The sequence below is a fragment of the Streptomyces griseoruber genome (assembly GCF_001514205.1).
In the GTDB taxonomy this organism is placed as follows: domain Bacteria; phylum Actinomycetota; class Actinomycetes; order Streptomycetales; family Streptomycetaceae; genus Streptomyces; species Streptomyces griseoruber.
This window is the reverse complement of record NZ_KQ948774.1, coordinates 252,257-269,663: the sequence shown is the minus strand read 5'-3', so window position 1 is coordinate 269,663 and position 17,407 is coordinate 252,257. Positions and strand designations below refer to the sequence as shown.

11 protein-coding genes are annotated in these 17,407 nt (G+C 72.2%); 3 read left to right on the top strand and 8 right to left on the bottom strand.

What is annotated here, in order from left to right; translation table 11 throughout:
* The 4 genes from AQJ64_RS48330 to AQJ64_RS28730 all read right to left on the bottom strand — a co-directional run.
* On the bottom strand, window positions 1-148 hold a 148-nt coding region (locus AQJ64_RS48330; protein ID WP_483316192.1), incomplete at its 3' end, for a flavodoxin-dependent (E)-4-hydroxy-3-methylbut-2-enyl-diphosphate synthase.
* A 170-nt stretch (window positions 149-318) separates the two neighbouring features.
* A complete protein-coding gene (locus tag AQJ64_RS28740; RefSeq protein ID WP_055634789.1) occupies window positions 319-1,623 on the bottom strand; it encodes a M50 family metallopeptidase in 1,305 nt (434 codons plus the stop codon).
* Window positions 1,620-2,873, bottom strand: coding sequence for a 1-deoxy-D-xylulose-5-phosphate reductoisomerase (gene dxr / locus AQJ64_RS28735; RefSeq protein WP_055634788.1), 1,254 nt, complete (start codon window positions 2,871-2,873; stop codon window positions 1,620-1,622). The genes AQJ64_RS28740 and dxr overlap by 4 nt, the downstream gene beginning before the upstream one ends.
* Window positions 2,874-3,278: 405 nt before the next feature.
* A complete protein-coding gene (locus AQJ64_RS28730; protein WP_055634791.1) occupies window positions 3,279-5,216 on the bottom strand; it encodes an acyl-CoA dehydrogenase family protein in 1,938 nt (645 codons plus the stop codon).
* Window positions 5,217-5,714: 498 nt separating this feature from the next.
* Between AQJ64_RS28730 and AQJ64_RS28725 the strand changes: the two genes are divergently transcribed.
* From AQJ64_RS28725 to AQJ64_RS28715, 3 genes are all read left to right on the top strand, one after another.
* Complete coding sequence (locus AQJ64_RS28725; protein ID WP_055634787.1) at window positions 5,715-6,722, top strand: LacI family DNA-binding transcriptional regulator; 1,008 nt, start codon at window positions 5,715-5,717, stop codon at window positions 6,720-6,722.
* Window positions 6,723-6,808: 86 nt separating this feature from the next.
* The gene (locus AQJ64_RS28720; protein ID WP_055634786.1) at window positions 6,809-8,866 is read left to right on the top strand and encodes a glycoside hydrolase family 31 protein; all 2,058 of its coding nucleotides are present in this window, start codon (window positions 6,809-6,811) and stop codon (window positions 8,864-8,866) included.
* A 101-nt stretch (window positions 8,867-8,967) separates the two neighbouring features.
* On the top strand, window positions 8,968-10,149 hold the full coding sequence (locus tag AQJ64_RS28715) for a sulfotransferase family protein (protein ID WP_055634785.1): 1,182 nt from the start codon (window positions 8,968-8,970) through the stop codon (window positions 10,147-10,149).
* A gap of 33 nt (window positions 10,150-10,182) precedes the next feature.
* On the opposite strand, the gene AQJ64_RS28710 is transcribed toward AQJ64_RS28715, so the two are convergent.
* From AQJ64_RS28710 to AQJ64_RS28695, 4 genes are read right to left on the bottom strand one after another with little or no spacing between them, the layout of a single operon-like run.
* Complete coding sequence (locus tag AQJ64_RS28710) at window positions 10,183-10,896, bottom strand: glycoside hydrolase family 12 protein (protein WP_055634784.1); 714 nt, start codon at window positions 10,894-10,896, stop codon at window positions 10,183-10,185.
* A 36-nt stretch (window positions 10,897-10,932) separates the two neighbouring features.
* Entirely contained in the window at window positions 10,933-13,122 is a 2,190-nt protein-coding gene (locus AQJ64_RS28705; protein WP_055634783.1) for a glycosyl hydrolase family 95 catalytic domain-containing protein, read from the bottom strand.
* Window positions 13,119-15,098: a beta-galactosidase gene (locus AQJ64_RS28700; protein ID WP_055634782.1), complete on the bottom strand. Its 1,980-nt coding sequence runs from the start codon at window positions 15,096-15,098 to the stop codon at window positions 13,119-13,121. Before AQJ64_RS28700 ends, AQJ64_RS28705 begins: the two co-directional genes overlap by 4 nt.
* Window positions 15,095-17,281 carry a WD40/YVTN/BNR-like repeat-containing protein gene (locus tag AQJ64_RS28695; protein ID WP_055634781.1) on the bottom strand — a complete coding sequence of 729 codons (2,187 nt, stop codon included), beginning with the start codon at window positions 17,279-17,281 and terminating at the stop codon, window positions 15,095-15,097. Before AQJ64_RS28695 ends, AQJ64_RS28700 begins: the two co-directional genes overlap by 4 nt.
* Window positions 17,282-17,407: the final 126 nt, after the last annotated feature.

The following is a 17,407-nucleotide window of genomic DNA, read 5'->3' as shown; positions in this document are numbered from 1 at the left end:
TGTCCGACGTACGGGTCGTCGTCATCGACTGCACCGAGACCGGCGCGTCACCGCCCACGGCCACCGAGCCCACCTGGATCTGCCGGCTCTTCCGGCGCTCGGCAACCCTGGTCGGAACGGACGGCATGCCGAGAGAAATCGCAGTCATCTGCTGTGCAACCCCAAGTCGTGGATCAAGGTCCAGGTCCCGTCGATGGCGGGTTCCAGGCTTCGAGATTACGGCACGGGACCGGGCGGGAGCACATCGCTGCCGTCAAACCCACCCGATGGAAGACGGCCCGGGACCAAGTGTCCCGGGCCGTCACGAACTGCGGATGACTACGAGATGCGCACCGGGTTAACCACGTCCGCGATCAGTACCAGGATGGTGAAGCAGACGAAGATCCCGGCCACCACGTACGCCACCGGCATCAGCTTCGCCACGTCGAACGGGCCCGGGTCCGGGCGGCGCAGCACGCGCGCGAGGTTGCGGCGCAGCGACTCCCACAGGGCGCCCGCGATGTGCCCGCCGTCGAGCGGGAGCAGCGGGAGCATGTTGAACAGGAACAGGGAGAGGTTGAAGCCGGCGACCACGAACACGGCCATCGCCAGCTGCTGCGAGGCGGGGATGTCCAGGGTGGCGATCTCACCGGTGACGCGGGCCGCGCCGACGATGCCCATCGGGGAGTCGGGCTCGCGCGGGGCGTCGCCGAAGGTCGCGTTCCACAGGGCGGGGATCTTGCCGGGCAGGGCGACGAGGGAGTCGACCGCGTCGCCGACGTGGTCGGTCATCCAGGTCACGGAGTCGCCGAAGTCCTGCTTGACGACGCCGGTGGCCGCGCTGAAGCCGAGGAAGCCGGCCTTGACGTACTCGCCCTGGACGTAGGCGCCGCTGGAGTCCTTCTTGGCGACCTGGTTGGTGGCGATGGTGGCGTGGAGGGTGACGTCCTTGCCGCCGCGTTCGACGACGATCGCCACGGTCTTGCCCGCGCTGTCCCGGATGAGGTCGGAGAGCGTGTCCCACTTGGCGGTGGAGACGCCGTCGAAGGAGACGATCCTGTCGCCCTTCTTCAGCCCCGCCGCCTCGGCCGGGGAGGGCTTGTCGGTGCTCTTGCAGGTGTCGCGGTTCTCGCTCTGCGCGATGACACAGGGCGAGACGGAGGCGACGTTGGTGGTCTCCTGCTGGATGCCGAAGCCCATCAGCACGGTCAGGAACAGGCCGACCGCGAGGATCAGGTTCATGAACGGGCCGGCGAACATGACGATGACGCGCTTCCACGGCTTGCGCGTGTAGAACATGCGCTTCTCGTCGCCGGGCTGGAGTTCCTCGAAGGCGGCCGAGCGGGCGTCCTCGATCATGCCGCGCCAGGGCGAGGTGGAGCGGGCGGTGACCCGGCCGTCCTCACCGGGCGGGAACATGCCGATCATGCGGATGTAGCCGCCGAGCGGGATGGCCTTGATGCCGTACTCGGTGTCGCCCTTCCGGCGCGACCAGATGGTCGGGCCGAAGCCGACCATGTACTGGGGCACGCGGATGCCGAACAGCTTCGCCGTGGACAGGTGGCCCAGCTCGTGCCAGGCGATCGAGAAGAGCAGGCCCACGAAGAAGACCAGAATCCCGAGGATGAACATCAGGGTCGTCATGCACGGGCCTCCGCCGTCTGCGCCGTCAGTTCCTGTGCCCGGGCGCGCGCCCAGGTCTCCGCTTCGAGGACGTCCGACACGGTGAGTGAGGTTCCCGTGGCCGGGGTGCCGTGTTCCTCGACGACCCTCGTCACGGTCTCCATGATCCCGTTGAACGGCAGCGCGCCGGCGCGGAAGGCCTCCACGCACTCCTCGTTGGCGGCATTGAACACCGCCGGGGCCGTCCCGGCGAGCTCGCCCACGTGCCGGGCGAGGTTCACCGAGGGGAAGGCCTCGTTGTCGAGCGGGAAGAACTCCCAGGTCGACGCCGTGCTCCAGTCGAAGGCGGGCGCGGCGTCGGGGACGCGCTGCGGCCAGCCGAGGCCGATGGCGATGGGCCCGCGCATGTCGGGGGGCGTCGCCTGGGCCAGTGTCGATCCGTCCGTGAACTCAACCATCGAGTGGACATACGACTGCGGGTGCACGACCACCTCAATCCGCGAGAAGGGAATGTCGTAGAGGAGGTGGGCCTCGATGACTTCCAGCCCCTTGTTGACGAGGGTCGCGGAGTTGATCGTGATGACCGGTCCCATGGACCAGGTGGGGTGGGCGAGGGCGTCCTGGACGGTGACGTGCGCCAGCTCGGCCCTGGTGCGGCCGCGGAAGGGGCCGCCGGAGGCGGTGACGACCAGTTTGCGCACGTCGGCGCGGGTGCCGGCGGTGAGGGACTGGAAGAGGGCGGCGTGCTCGGAGTCCACCGGGATGATCTGCCCGGGCTTGGCGAGGGCCTTGACCAGCGGGCCGCCGACGATGAGCGACTCCTTGTTGGCGAGCGCGAGGGTCCGGCCCGCCTCCAGGGCGGCGAGGGTGGGTGCGAGGCCGATGGAGCCCGTGATGCCGTTGAGGACGGTGTGGCAGTCGGAGGCGGCGAGCCGCGTGGCCGCGTCCGGGCCGGCGAGGATCTCGGGGAGCGGCTCCGAGGTGCCGTACTCGGCGGCGAGCGCCTCGCGCAGGGCCGGGACGACGTCCTCGCGGGCGACCGCGACGGTCCGCACCCGCAGCCGGCGGGCCTGCTCGGCCAGGAGGGCGACCCGGCCGCCGTTGGCGGACAGGCCGGTGACCCGGAACCGGTCGGGGTTGCGCAGCACGAGGTCGACGGCCTGGGTGCCGATCGATCCGGTGGCACCGAGGATCACCACGTCCTTGGGGCCGTCGCCCGCGACGGGGTCGTAGACGAGGTGCGGGTCGGCGAGGGGGGCTGGAACGCTCATCCCCCCATTGTTGCCTGGCCCGCGATCCGTCACGCCCATGGGTCACCGGGACCGAGGGGTGTCCTGGCGGTGCCGGGCCGCTGCGGTCCGGGCGGGCGGGTGTTCCCCTCCCCGGGCGCGGGAGCCGGTCGCCGTGCTGTCGGTGTCCGCGCGGGGGCGGCCGGAGTCGGGCAGCCGTTACCGGGACGTCCTGAAGCCCGCGGGGTACGGGGACGGGATACGGGTGCTGCCGCGCACCGGGCAGCGGGCCTGGGCGGTGCCGGTGCTGTGCCGGGGCCTGGACACCGGCGGTTCCTCGGCCGCCGACGCGGCGCCGGCCGGTGCGGTGTGCGAGCACCGGATCCGGCGCCGCGGGGCACGGACGGCCGGCTGCGTGAGCAGTCGGCCGTCCGTGCCCCGCGTCCGTCACTCGATGCGGCGGTGGACGTTCTCCCGCTCGCTGGGCCCGGGGGTGGTGTCGGCGATCCACGGGCCGTCGCCGGAGGGGTCGATGACGCCCTGTTCCAGCCAGGTGTGGGCGCCCGCGAGGACGTCCTTGACGACCTTGCGGTCCGTGTCGTCGGTGTTGCTCCACAGGCGGGTGAAGAGTTCGTCGACGCGCAGCCGGGACTGGCGGCAGAAGGCGTCGGCGAGCCGGTAGGCCTCGCGGCCGTGTTCGCCGCGGGTGCGCAGCAGTTCGGCCCGGACGCAGGCCGCGCTCATCGCGAAGAGTTCCGCGCCGATGTCGACGATCCGGCCGAGGAAGCCCTGCTTGGTCTCCATCCGGCCCTGCCAGCGGGACATGGCGTAGAAGGTGGAGCGGGCGAGCTTGCGGGCATGCCGTTCGACGAACCGCAGATGCGCGGAGAGGTCGACGCCGCCGTACCTGAAGCCGGTGTACGACGACGGGAGCTGGCCCGGTCCCGCGACCAGCTTCGGGAGCCACTTGGCGTAGAAGACACCGGCGTTGGCGCCCGCCCTGGCCTTGTCCTGGAGGGACTTCTCGGGGTCGATGAGGTCGCCGGCGACGGAGAGGTGGGCGTCGACGGCCTCGCGGGCGATGAGGAGATGCATGATCTCCGTGGAGCCCTCGAAGATGCGGTTGATGCGCAGGTCGCGCAGGAGTTGTTCGGCGGGGACCGCGCGCTCGCCGCGGGCCCTGAGCGAGTCGGCCGTCTCGAAGCCGCGGCCGCCGCGGATCTGGATGAGTTCGTCGGCCATCCGCCAGCCCATCTCGGAGGCGAAGAGCTTGGCCAGGGCGCCCTCGATGCGGATGTCGTTGCGGTCCTCGTCGGCCATCTGGGAGGACAGGTCGAGCACGGCCTCCAGGGCGAAGGTGGTGGCCGCGATGAAGCTGATCTTCGCGCCGACCGCCTCGTGGCTCGCGATCGGCTTGCCCCACTGCTCGCGGGCCGTCGACCACTCGCGGGCGATCTTCAGCGACCACTTGCCGGCCGCGACGCAGGACGCGGGCAGGGAGAGCCGGCCGGTGTTGAGGGTGGTGAGGGCGATCTTCAGGCCGGCGCCCTCGGGGCCGATGCGGTTGGCGGCGGGGACCCGGACCTGGTGGAAACGGGTGACGCCGTTCTCGATGCCGCGCAGGCCCATGAACGCGTTGCGGTTCTCCACGGTGATGCCGGGCGAGTCGCTCTCCACGACGAAGGCGGAGATGCCGCCGGGATGGCCTTCGCTCTTCGGGACGCGCGCCATGACCACCAGCAGGTCGGCGACCACGCCGTTCGTCGTCCACAGTTTGACGCCGTCGAGGACGTAGTCGTCCCCGTCGGGTACCGCGCCGGTGGCGAGGCGGGCCGGGTCGGAGCCGACGTCCGGCTCGGTGAGCAGGAAGGCGCTGACGGCGGTGGTGGCGCAGCGCGGCAGGAAGGCCTGCTTCTGCTCGGGGGTGCCGAACATCTTCAGCGGCTGCGGGACGCCGATCGACTGGTGGGCCGACAGCAGGACGCCGACGGCGGGGCTGGCCGAGCCGACCAGGGCCAGCGCCTTGTTGTAGTACACCTGGGTGAGGCCGAGGCCGCCGTACTTGGGGTCGATCTTCATGCCGAGGGCGCCGAGTTCCTTGAGGCCGTTGATCACCTCGTCGGGGATCCGGGCCTCGCGCTCGATCAGCGCCCCGTCGATCTTCGTCTCGCAGAACGCGCGGAGCTTGGTGAGGAACTGCTCGCCGCGCCGGACGGCCTCGTCGGTGGGGAGCGGATGAGGATGGATCAGATCGAGGCGGAACCGGCCCAGGAACAGTTCCTTGGCGAAGCTGGGCTTGCGCCAGTCCTGTTCCCGGGCGGCCTCCGCCACCTGGCGTGCCTCACGTTCGGTGACGGTGGGTTTCTTCAGGGGTGGTGCGGACATGAGGCTCACCTCGCCGCGAATCGGGATCATGGACCACATCGGTTACCGATGGGTGCTACTCGATCGTTGGTACCCGATCCGGGACGACCCCGCCACCCTTCGCGTGCCCGTCGGGGTCCGGATCGGCCGATGGTGACCGCGGAGGACGTGGTGTCCGGACGGCCGGTCGGCTTGCGCCGGACGAGTGCCCGGGTGAAGTCGTCGGGGTCGAGCGCGGCCGGCCGCAGCCGGTGCCCGGCGGGCCCGCGCCGGCGGCCAGTGCCTCCGGGGCGACTCCGTCAACGAGCGCGACGGTGCCGAAGGCCGTGCACTCCCTGGTGAGCGCTTGCACGTGGTAGGCAGAGCGCATCTTCTCCATGATTCCGACACCACTCGCTGTCGAAGCGCTTCGACATCCTATGGACACCCACCTCCGCTGGGGCTACTGTCGAACCACCCTCACCCACTCTTGTTCACACTGCGCACTGTCGAAGCGCTTCACAAAGCTTGGAGAGCTGGATGGTCACCCTCGCCGAGGTCGCCCAGCACGCCGGAGTCTCGGCGAGCACGGTGAGCTATGTCCTCAGTGGCAAGCGGTCCATCTCCACGACCACCCGGCAGCGGGTCGAGCAGAGCATCCGCGAGCTGGGCTACCACCCGAACGCGGGCGCCCGGGCGCTGGCCAGCAGCAGGTCGAACATCATCGCGCTGATGATCCCGCTGCGCACCGACATGTACGTGCCGGTGATGATGGAGATCGCCATCGCGGTGGCCACCACGGCCCGCACCCACGGCTACGACGTGCTGCTGCTCACCGGCGAGGAGGGCCCCGACGCGGTGCGCCGGGTCACCGGCAGCGGGCTCGCCGACGCCATGATCCTGATGGACGTCCAGCTCGACGACGAACGGCTGCCGCTGCTGCGGCACACGGACCAGCCCTCGGTGCTGATCGGACTGCCGGCCGACACCTCCGGCCTGACCTGCGTCGACCTCGACTTCACGGCGACCGGCGCGCTGTGCGTGGAGCATCTCGCCTCCCTCGGCCACCGCGACATCGCTGTCATCGGCGAGGCGCCCGCGGTGTACGAGCGGCACACCGGCTTCGCCGAGCGCACGCTCGACGGACTGCGCTCCCGCGCCCGGGAGACGGGTGTACGGCTGCTGCACCGCCCCTGTGAGGGCGGGTACGACGCGATGGCCGTGACCCTCGCCCGGATCCTCGACGAACGCCCGGGCACGACCGGGTTCGTCGTGCAGAACGAGTCGGCGGTCGAACCCCTGCTCGCGCTGCTGCGCCAGCAGGGCCGGGCCGTCCCCGAGGACGTCTCCGTGGTCGCGATCTGCCCCGAGCAGGTCGCCGTCCAGGCCTCGGTGCGGCTGACCTCGGTCGCCATCCCCGCCCAGGAGATGGGCCGGCACGCCGTGGAACGTCTCATGGCCAAGCTCGACAGCCGGGGGACGGACGAAGTCGTGCTGATCGAACCCGAGTTGACGGTCCGGGCGAGCACCGGCCCGGCCGCTCACTGAGGTTTTCCCCGCTCTTCCCTCTCGCTGGTGTGCCACGCCAGGGCACCCCCATGTCCGCACTCCTCCAGGAGCACAGGAGCCCCCACGTGAATCAGCCTGCCGAAAACCAGACCAGTCACGGCGCGGTCAGCCTCGCGCAGTCCTCCCCCACCGTCGGCACCTTCCGCGAGCGGGACGGCGCGCTGGAGTGGAGCGGCCGTCAGGAGACCCTCCGGATCGAGCCGTGGGGGCCGGACGCGGTCCGGGTCCGCGCCCGGCTCGGCGGTCCCGTGCTCGACGGACTGCCGGGCGCGCTGCTGGACACGGCGCCGCCGACGCCGTACACGATCAAGACCGAGGACGGACGGGGGGTGCTGACCGTCGGCGGGCTCACCGTCGAGGTGGACGCCGAGGGTCTGATCCGCTTTCTGCGCACCGACGACGGCGGTGAGGTGCTGGCGGAGGAGCGCGCGCACTTCTGGTGGCCCGGCTCGCGGCACTACACGGCCGTCGGCAACGGTCACCACCGGCTGGAGCAGCGGTTCGCCGCGTACGAGGACGAGAAGCTGTACGGGCTCGGCCAGCACCAGCACGGGCGGTTCGACCAGAAGGGCCTGGTCCTGGACCTGGTCCAGCGCAACGCCGAGGTCGGCATCCCGGTGCTGTCGTCCAGCCGCGGCTACACCCTGCTGTGGAACAACCCGGCGATCGGCCGGGTGGAGCTGGCCGGGAACGGCACCCGCTGGGTGGCCGACTCCGCCCGGCAGATCGACTACTGGATCACGGCGGGCACCCCGGCCGACGGGCAGCGCCGCTACAGCGCGGTGACGGGCCGCACGCCGATGCTCCCGGAGTGGGCGGCGGGCTTCTGGCAGTGCAAGCTGCGCTACCGCACCCAGGACGAACTCCTCGCCGTGGCCCGCGAGTACAGGCGCCGGGGCCTGCCGATCTCGGCGATCGTCTGCGACTTCTTCCACTGGACGCACCTCGGCGACTGGAAGTTCGACCTGCGGGAGTGGCCCGACCCTGCCGCCATGGTCCGGGAGTTGGCGGAGCTCGGCATCAAGCTGGTGGTCAGCGTGTGGCCTTCGGTGTCGCCGCTGAGCGAGAACCACCCGGTGATGGAGCAGCGCGGTCACTTCATCGGCACCCAGTACGGACCGCTGGCGCACGCCGACTGGCCGGACAAGGAGGTCGCCTCCACGGTCCAGGTGGCCTTCTACGACGCGACGAACCCCGAGGCCCGGGAGTTCGTGTGGTCACGCGTCCGGGACAACTACCTCGCCCCGTACGGGATCACGGCCTTCTGGCTGGACGCCTGCGAGCCGGAGCTGAAGCCGGGCTTCCAGGAGAACCTGCGCTACTGGGCGGGCCCGGGCCTGGAGGTCGGCAACCTCTACCCGGCGGAGAACGCCCGCACCTTCTACGAGGGCCTGCGCGCCGAGGGCGAGGAGGTCGTCACCCTCAACCGCTCGGCGTGGGCCGGCAGTCAGCGCTGGGGCGCGGCCCTGTGGTCGGGTGACATCGGCACCGACTTCCCGACCCTGCGCCGGCAGATCGCGGCCGGCCTCAACACCGCGCTGTCGGGCATCCCGTGGTGGAACACGGACATCGGCGGCTTCCACGGCGGCGACCCGGACGACCCGGCGTACCGGGAGGTGATGGTCCGCTGGTTCCAGTTCGGCACGCTGTCCCCGCTGATGCGGCTGCACGGCTTCCGCGACCCGGGCATGCCGCTCGGCCCGGACATGACCGGCGGCCCGAACGAGGTGTGGTCGTACGGCGAGGAGGCGGGCGCGGTCCTGGGGAAGTACCTGCGGCTGCGCGAGCGGCTGAAGCCGTACGTCCTCGACGTCATGCGGGAGGCCCACGAGGAGGGGCTGCCGCCGATGCGTCCGCTGTTCCTGGAGTTCCCCGACGACCCGGCGGCCTGGTCGGTCGACGACTCCTACCTGTTCGGCCGGGACCTGCTGGTCGCACCGGTGCTGGAGGCGGGAGCCAGGGAGCGGACTGCGTACCTTCCGGCGGGGGCGCGCTGGACGGACGCGTGGACGGGTGAGGCGTACGAGGGCGGCAGGTCGGTGACGGTCGACGCGCCGCTGGACCGGATCCCGCTGTTCCTGCGGGACGGGGCCCGGCTGCCGGTGGCCGAATCATCGTCGTAACGCCCGAACACCCTTGTGGCAAAAGGGAGTTGGTGGGGTAGAGGGCTGGCATCCAGCTGGCTTTCCGCTGCCCCACCAGCGCCACGAAAGGGTGTTGCCCCATGTCCGCGCCTCCCCTCGCCCTCTCCCTCGCCAACCAGCTCCTGCGGCCGGGGTTCGCCTCCCGCCGCAGCCCCGACCGGGTCTTCGACCGGCTGGCCGCCTCGGCCGGGCCGGTGGACGCGGTGTTCTCCGCCGAGTTCCGGTTCCTGCTGCGCAGCTGGGCCCGGGACGAGCACCTCACCCCGGTCGGCTGGTGGTCGGCCCAGGGCCATGTGCGCCGGCACCTCGCCAACCGCGCCCGGGTCCGGCGGCTGATCGCCGACCATCCGCGGATCGTCCGGGAGCCGGTCGAGCGGCCCGTGTTCGTGGTCGGCCTGCCGCGCACCGCGACCACCCTCACCCACGGCGTGCTGTCCCTCTCCGAACAGCACCGATGTCCCCGCCTCTGGGAGCTGCTCACCCCGGATCTGGAGGGGACCGAGCGGCAGCGGAAGCGGGCGGTGGCGGCGGCGCGCGGGCTGGTCGGGGCGATCAACCTGCTCTCCCCGCGCTACCGCGACATCCACCCGATGGCCGCCGAGAGCCCCGAGGAGTGCACCTTCGCCCTCCCGCACACGATCATGCCGCTGTCCCAGGCCCGTATCCCCGCGTACCGGGAACGGCACTACGAGCGGGACTTCCGGCCCGACTACGCCTACCTCAAGCAGATCTACCAGGTCCTCCAGTACGGCCGTCCGCGCCGCCGCTGGGTGCTGAAGTCGCCGCTGCACACCGAGAACCTCGACGCGCTGCTGTCGGTGTTCCCCGACGCGACGATCGTGTGGACCCACCGTGATCCGGCCGCCGTGGTGCCCTCGTTCTGCAGTCTGATCGAGCACGGCATGGCGATCACCCTGCGCCCGCTGGACCTGCACGACCTCGGCAGGACCTGGCTGGAGCTGCTGAGCCGCTCGATGACCCGGGGTCTCGCCGCCCGCGCCGTGATCCCCCGCGAGGCGCTGATCGACGTGCCCTACTCCTGGCTGGGCTCCGACCCGGCGGCGGGCGCACCCAAGCTCTACGACGCGATCGGCGCGCGCTGGACCGACGCCGACGCGGCCCGGCTGCCCCAGGTCGCGGCCCGTCCGAAGGGCACCCGGCCGCACCGCTACGACCTGGCCCGCTACGGACTGACCCGGGCCGACGTCGACACCGCGTTCGCCGGCTACAACGCGCTGCGGGCCGAGGTCGACCGGGCGTGAGAGCCCCGGCGCCGGCCCCGGCCCGCCGGTCCGTCAGCTGCTGCTGACGGTCAGGTTGTTGGTGGCGAAGTCGAGGCCGCCCGAGGACGAGGTGATCTCGTACCCGAACTGCACGTCACCGATGGTCTCGTTGCCGAACCAGCCCTTGGTGTCCTTGATCCACTTCAGGATCGGCAGGATGTTCACGGTGCCGGACGACGAGTCCGAGGTGCGCAGGAACGAGAACACCTCGTTCGCGCCGTTGGTGCCCTTGTAGACGGTCCAGGTGTGGCCGCCGAGGGTGACGTTGCCCTGGGAGGTGCCGAGGGGGCCGACGGCGCCGTTGTAGTTGACCCAGAGCATGATCTCGTAGTCGTAGTCCGTGTCCCAGATGTCGTACGACGTGTTGTACGCGCCGGACGAGGGGACCGTGACGTTGTAGCTGCTGGAGAGCGAGCCGAGGGAGGTGATCGACTTGTTGATCACCTTCTTGGAGTTGGGGTAGGACTTGATGCCGCCGGTGTTGGGGTGGTTGGCCCAGACTCCCCAGTTGGTGCCGGAGTTGGCCCAGACGCACTGGCTGCCGGCGCCGGAGCCCCAGATGTTGTTGTAGAGCGTGTAGCCGTTCAGGCTGGTGTTGCCCCACTGGTCGCAGGAGCTCCAGACGGCGGCCGAGGCCGGGGCGGAGGCGAGACCGACGGTCGCGCCGAGGGCCAGGGTGGGGGCGATCAGGGCCTTGACGACCCTGCCGAGCGTGCGTGTTGCCATGGTGTCCCTTCCATGGGTGGGGGGAGGTGCGGGGAGTTACCACGTCCCCGTGGTGAGGACGTGTTCTTCGCCGGCGACGAGGTCGAGCGGCTTGGTGTCGTCGGCGGAGGTCCGGACGTCGATGCGGAGGGTGCGGGTGGGCCTGAGGACCGCCGTGGCGCCCTCGGGCCCCCAGGCGAGGTCGAGTTCGGCGCCGAACCGGGTGCGCAGGCCCCGCACCTCGCCCGCCGGGAGCGCGGCCGGCCGGGCGGGGAACAGCACCAGCCGGTCGGGGGTGGAGTGCACGAGGGCCTCGATCAGCACGGCGGGCAGGGTGTGCGCGGCGTCCGCGTTGTAGACGTCGCGGTGGGGGTAGTGGGCGCTCATCAGCGAGGCGTGGAAGAAGTCGCCGTCCAGGACCCGGTCGAGGGCGTGGCCGACGCGGTGGCCGTCGCGCAGCCGGGCCGCGATCAGGGCGTGGTGGAGGTGGCCGTGCGCGGAGTCGTTCTCGGCGCCGCGCAGTGCGAGCGCGCGGTGGGCGGCGGCCGCGAGCTCCGGGGTGTCGTACGGGGTGATCTCGTCGAGCGGCCAGACGCCGTAGAGATGGCTGAGGTGGCGGTGGTCGTAGGAGTCGTCGAGGCCGGGTCTCGCCCATTCGGCGAGAGCGCCGTCGGCGTTGACCCGGTGCGGGGGGAGGCGGTCGGCCAGGGCGCGCCACCGGTCGGCGTCCGCCGGGTGGTGGTCGGCCGCGGTGAGCAGCGCGTGCCGGGCGGCCGAGAGGTCCATGGCCGCGTCGACGGCGCCCCAGCTCGCGTTGGCGGGCCGGTTCTCCGGGGAGTAGGAGGGGACGACGACGAGATGCCCGTCGGGGTCGTCCGGGTCGGTGCGGGTGAGGAAGTCCTCGTAGAAACGGGCGACCTCGGCGAGGGCGGCGGCGGTGCGCGGGTCGCGGACACCCCGGGTCTCGTCGTGGTCGACGAGGGGCTTGAGCAGCCAGTCGGCACCGGCCGTCCACAGGTGCAGCGGGTACTCACGGCTGAAGTGGTACGTCAGCCCGGACTCGCCGTCGGTGTGGGCGGGCGCGACCGCGCCCCGGGCGCCGAAGACCGCGCGGGCGTTCTCCCGCCAGTCGTCGAGCTGGCGATGGATCAGGGAGGCCAGGGCGGCGGTGACTTCGGGAAGGGCGGCGGTCGCGGCGGAGGCGGTCTGGAGGTTGAGGTTGGCGTCGTTGGTGAACGCGCCGGACCAGGCGGTGTCCCAGTCGCCGGTCCACAGCCCCGTCAGGCGCGGCGGGTTGAGGCCGGAGGAGGACAGCAGGTGATAGCGGCCGGCCGCGAAGAGGCGCTCCAGGAGGGCCGTACTGCGGGGGCGTTTGAGCAGCTCGGAGCCGGGGAGGGCGCGTTCGTCGGGGTCGGCGCGCAGATCGAGGGCGACCCGTTCGTAGGCGGTGCGGTGCAGGGCGAGATGGCGGTCGAGGAGATCCTCGTAGGAGTCCGGGAGGGCGGCCAGGGCGCGCTGCTCCGCGGTGACGTCGAGGTCGCCGGTGTGGCGGCGCACCCGGGTGAGCAGGAGGACGGACGCGGCGCCGGTGATCCGCACCCCGGGGAGGGTGAGGGAGGCGCTGCCGCCGGTGACGGCGACGAGGGTCACCCCGGTGTACGCGCGGTCGCTGCCGGGGTAGCGGGCGCGCAGGGTGAGCAGGGCGCCGTCCGGGGTGAGGGCCTCGCCGTGGCCGACGGCGAGGTCGGCGGGGGCGCCGGGGAGGCGGTGGTCGAGGGAGATGTCCAGGTCGGGGGTGGTGATGTGCTGGACGATCACGTCGTCGGCGCGGGAGACGAAGACCCTGCTGGTCCACTCCCCGCAGGTGGCGGTGGTCTCGCCGGTCGTGAAGTCGACGGTGCGGCGGTAGCGGTGCGGTTCGGCCGGGGTGGCCCGGCGCAGTCGGATCTGGAAGGCGGGGTGGAAGGGCTGGACCCACTGCAGGGGGCGGTGGTCGGTGAACGATTCCGCCGCCGTGAGATCACCGGCGAGCAACCGGTCCTGGAGGGCCGGGAGTCCGGCGGCCAGCTCGGGCGGGCGGGCGTGTTCGGCGCCGTTGGGGCGGACCAGGGTGTGATGGGTGACGATGACCCGGTCGTCGTTCGGGTCGCCGAACGCGAGGGTGCCGTGGTGACCGTTGCCGCTGAGGAAGGCGTCCTCCCAGCGGGCGGCGGGGGTCGGCTCCCAGGAGCCGTGCGTGACCGTCATGACCGCAACACCATCACGCCGTACCGGTCCAGGAAAACCCGATCGGTGATCTTGTCCCCGGTGAGCAGGTCGGTGTGGGTGCCCGGGACGTCGACGGTGACCGGCTCGCGGCGGTGGTTGAGGAGGAACAGCAGCTCACCGCGGCGTACGGCCTCGACCCGGTCCGGGAGCCCGGCGAGGACCGGGCGGACCCCGGCCCCGGCGGCGATGCGGGCCGTCAGCGCGCGCAGGGCGTCGGGCTCGGGGAGGGTGGAGACGTACCAGGCGCGGTCGCGGCGCAGGACGGCGGGGAAGCCGTCGAGTTCACCGCCGCCGTAGCGGGCCTCGACCGCGTCGGGCTCGGCCTCCAGCTCCTCCGACCACAGGGTCCCGAGGAAGCCGTCGCACACGACGGTCTCCCCCGGTTCCAGCGGCCACCACTCGTGCAGGACGCGGATGCCGAACAGCTCGCGCAGCCGGGGGTCCATGCCGCCGGGGCGGATCCGGTCGTCCTCGTCGGCGACACCGGTGAGGAAGCCGCAGACCAGGGTGCCGCCGGCCCGGACGAAGGCGAGGAGGTTGCCGACGGCCGCGTCCGTCAGCGCGTACAGCTGGGGCACGACCACGAGCCGGTAGCGGCCGAGGTCGTGCGCGGGGTGCGCGAAGTCGGTGGCGAACCCGGCCTCCCACAGGGCGCGGTGCCAGGCGTGCAGGACGGCGGGATGGTCGACGTGGGCGGAGGGGCGGCCCTCCTGGGCGGAGGCCCACCAGGCGTGCCAGTCGTGGAGGATGGCGATGTCGGCGTGGAGGGGGCTGCCGGTCACCGCGGGGCCGATCGCGGCGAGTTCGGCGCCGAGCCGCTTGACCTCCTGGAAGGTGCGGCCCCGCTCCCCCGCGTGACCGAGCATGCCGGAGTGGAACTTCTCGGCGCCCTGGCGGGACTGGCGCCACTGGAAGTAGCAGACGGCGTCGGCGCCCCGGGCGACGGCCTGGAAGGACCACAGACGGTTGAGGCCGCGCGGTTTGGGATGGTTCACCCCGCGCCAGTTGACGGGGCCGGCCGCCTGTTCCATCAGCATCCAGGGGCCGCGCGCCTGGGAGCGGGTGAGGTCCTGGACGAGGGCGCCGTGCTGCGGGCCGAGCGGGTCCCTCGGGTCGGGGTAGAGGTCGACGGAGACGACGTCCTCCTCCTCGGCCCAGCGCCAGGCGTCCTGGCCGGGGAACAGCGGCATGAAGTTGGTGGTGACCGGGATGTGCGGGGTGTGCCGGGCGACGATGTCCCGCTCGGCGGTGTAACACTCCAGGAGCATGTCGGAGGTGAAGCGCCGGAAGTCCAGCACCTGGGCGGGGTTCTTCAGATAGTGCGGGGTGCGCGGCGGCAGGATGCCGTCCCAGCTGTCGTAGCCCTGGCTCCAGAAGGCGGTGCCCCAGGCGGTGTTGAGGGCGTCGAGGGCGCCGTACTTCGCGCGCAGCCAGCGGCGGAAACGGGCGGCGGCCTCGTCGCCGAAGTCGGCCGTGCAGTACTCGTTGTTGATGTGCCACATGGTCAGGGCGGGATGGCCGGCGTAGCGGGCGGCGAGGGCCTCGGTGATGGCCGCGGCGTGGCCTCGGTAGGCGGCGCTGGAGTGGGAGAAGTGCTGCCGGCCGCCCCACCACTCGGTCCGGCCGTCCTCGGTGACGGGCAGCGAGTCCGGGTGGAGCCGGCCGAGCCAGGGCGGCGGGGAGGAGGTGGGGGTGGCGAGGACGACCCCGACGCCGTGCTCGTGCAGAAGGTCCATGAGCCGGTCCAGCCAGCCGAACTCCCGTGCCCCCGGCTCTGGTTCGAGCTTCGCCCAGGAGAAGACGCCGACGGTGACGGCGGTGACGCCGGCCTCGCGCATCAGCCGGGCGTCCTCGGGCCAGGTCTCCTCGGGCCACTGCTCGGGGTTGTAGTCGCCGCCGAAGAGGATGCGGCCCCGGGTGGCGTCGGCGAGGGTCGGCCTGCGGCCCGTGCTCATCGGACGGGCTCCCCGTACTGGATGCCGCGCCCGTTGGTGGCGAGGTAGACGCGGCCGTACACCCGCGGATCGCCGACGATGATCTCGCCGGTCCAGCCCCACTGGTGCCGGTCGTCGTTGATGCGCACCCAGCTCTTCGCGCCGTCGTCGGAGCGGTAGACGGCGGTGATCGCCTCCGTCGAGCCGACCTGGTAGATCGCCGGGTAGTCGGCACCGGGGGCGGCCTTGCCGAAGCCGAGGGTGTACGAGGCCCAGCAGCTGGCCACCTTGGCGAACGTGGCGCCGCCGTCGGTGGACCGGTAGAGCCCGTTCCACTTGGTGCAGAGCCAGAGGTCGCCGGACCGGCCCGGGGCCGCGACCAGCTTGAACTGGCTGTCACCGGCCGGCAGCCCGGTCGCACGGACCGTGAACGAGCGGCCACTGTCAGTGCTGGCGCGTACGTTTCCCTTGTCGGAGTCGTACGCGTAGAACAGCGTCGGGTCGGCCGGGTCGGCGACCGGCGTGGCGCCGTTCGGGAAGGAGGAGACCTCGGACCAGGTCGTGCCGTGGTCCGTGGAGCGGTGAGCCGGGTACTTCGTGCCGTCCCAGTGCACGAAGGACCACAGCAGCACACTGCCGTCGGCGTTGGCGGCGATCGGCCCCGGAGCGTCCTTGGCGATGGCGGGCTGTCCCTCGAAGGGCGCCCAGGTCCGCCCGCCGTCGGTCGAGTACGCGCCGTTGCCGTGGTCGCCCCACCCGCTGCGGACCACGTACGACGGCCTGGCCGCGGCCTGCGCGAGTCCCGTCGCCGACCCGGACACGGGGTTCGTCGCCATGCCGCGCGACGGAGACGCGGTGAGCCGCTCGTGGTACATCACGCCGATGTCCCGGGAGCCGCTCAGCAGGTGTGCCTCCCCGGCCGGGGGCGACACCAGCTGGACCACGGACGTCTCCTCCAGGCCGCGGATCTGCGGCGCCCAGTGCCTGAGGTCGCGGGTGCCGTAGAGGGTGGCGCCGGTGCCGTAGACGACGTGCTTCGAGTCGTACGGGTCGACGGCGACGGCCTGGATCCACCAGCCGAACTTCGGCCGGTCCTCGCCCCACTTCAGGAAGGGAGTCTCGGACACGTCGAACACGGCGGCGTCCTTGAGGGACGTCCAGCTGCGACCGCCGTCGGTCGTGCGGTACAGGGTGTCGACCGCGGCCCAGCGGTTGTTGGTGGAGACGACGAGGGTGCCGGGGCGGCGGGCGTCCACGGCGACGCCCCCGTAGCCGAAGGTGTCGCCGCCGCCCGGCCGGACCGGCGTGACCTCGGTCCAGGTGCCGGTCGTCGTCGCCAGCTTGTGCACGCTGCCGTCGGACTGGCCGTTGGGGCCGGGCGCGTCGGCGTACGTCACGTACAGCTCGCGGGTGTGGCAGTCGTACGCGGCGCGGATCGGGACCTTGGCGGACGTGCCGGCCGGCTGCCCGGGGACGGCTTCCCAGGTGCTGCCGTCGGTGGTGCGGTAGAGGTTCACGGACCCGGCGGTGCCGTCGGAGTCGCCCCAGCCCACGTAGAGGGTGCGGCCGGCCGCGACCAGGAGGGTCACGCCCTGGCCGGCGGCGGTCGGGGTGCCGGGGAAGCCGGTGACGGCTGCCCAGCTCGCGCCCCGGTCACCGGACCTGAGCAGCCCGTCGTGCCGGGTGCCCAGCCACAGGGTGTCGCTGTCCCTCGGGTCCACCAGCAGCCGCTCCCCCGCGCCCCGGCCGTCCTCGTTGGCGCCGAGCTTCACGGTGAGGTCGGTGCGGGTCCAGGTGGCGCCGCGGTCGTCGGAGCGCAGGAGCGCGCCGTTGCCGGCCCAGGACTGGGCGTAGGTGCCGAGGGCCAGGTAGAGGCGCTCCGGGTGGACGGGGTCCACGGCGAGGGCCTCCACCCCGAGGAGGTTCCAGTCGTCCCAGCCGAGGTGGTCGGTCAGGGGGGTCCAGCGGGCGGCGCGGTCGTCCCATCTGTACGCCCCGCCGATGTCGGTGCGGGCGTAGGCGAGGCCGCGGACGGCGGGGTGGAAGAGGACGCCGGTGACGAAGCCGGTGCCGCCCATGACGGCGTTGCGCCAGCGGTAGGGGGGCGTGCCTTCGGTGACCGCATGGGCCTGCACCGCGGGGAGGGCGGTGAGCGCGGCGGCGGCTGCGGTGCCGGCGAGGACGGTGCGGCGGGTGACGTGCATGGGGGTACCTCGCAGGGGGTGGGAGAGATGGACCTGGGTTGCCGGGAACCGAAGGTGGGTCACGCAGCCCGGCGCTGACGGGGTGCCGCCGCGATGCAGCGGGCGTGACTGCGCCCACCGAGGGGC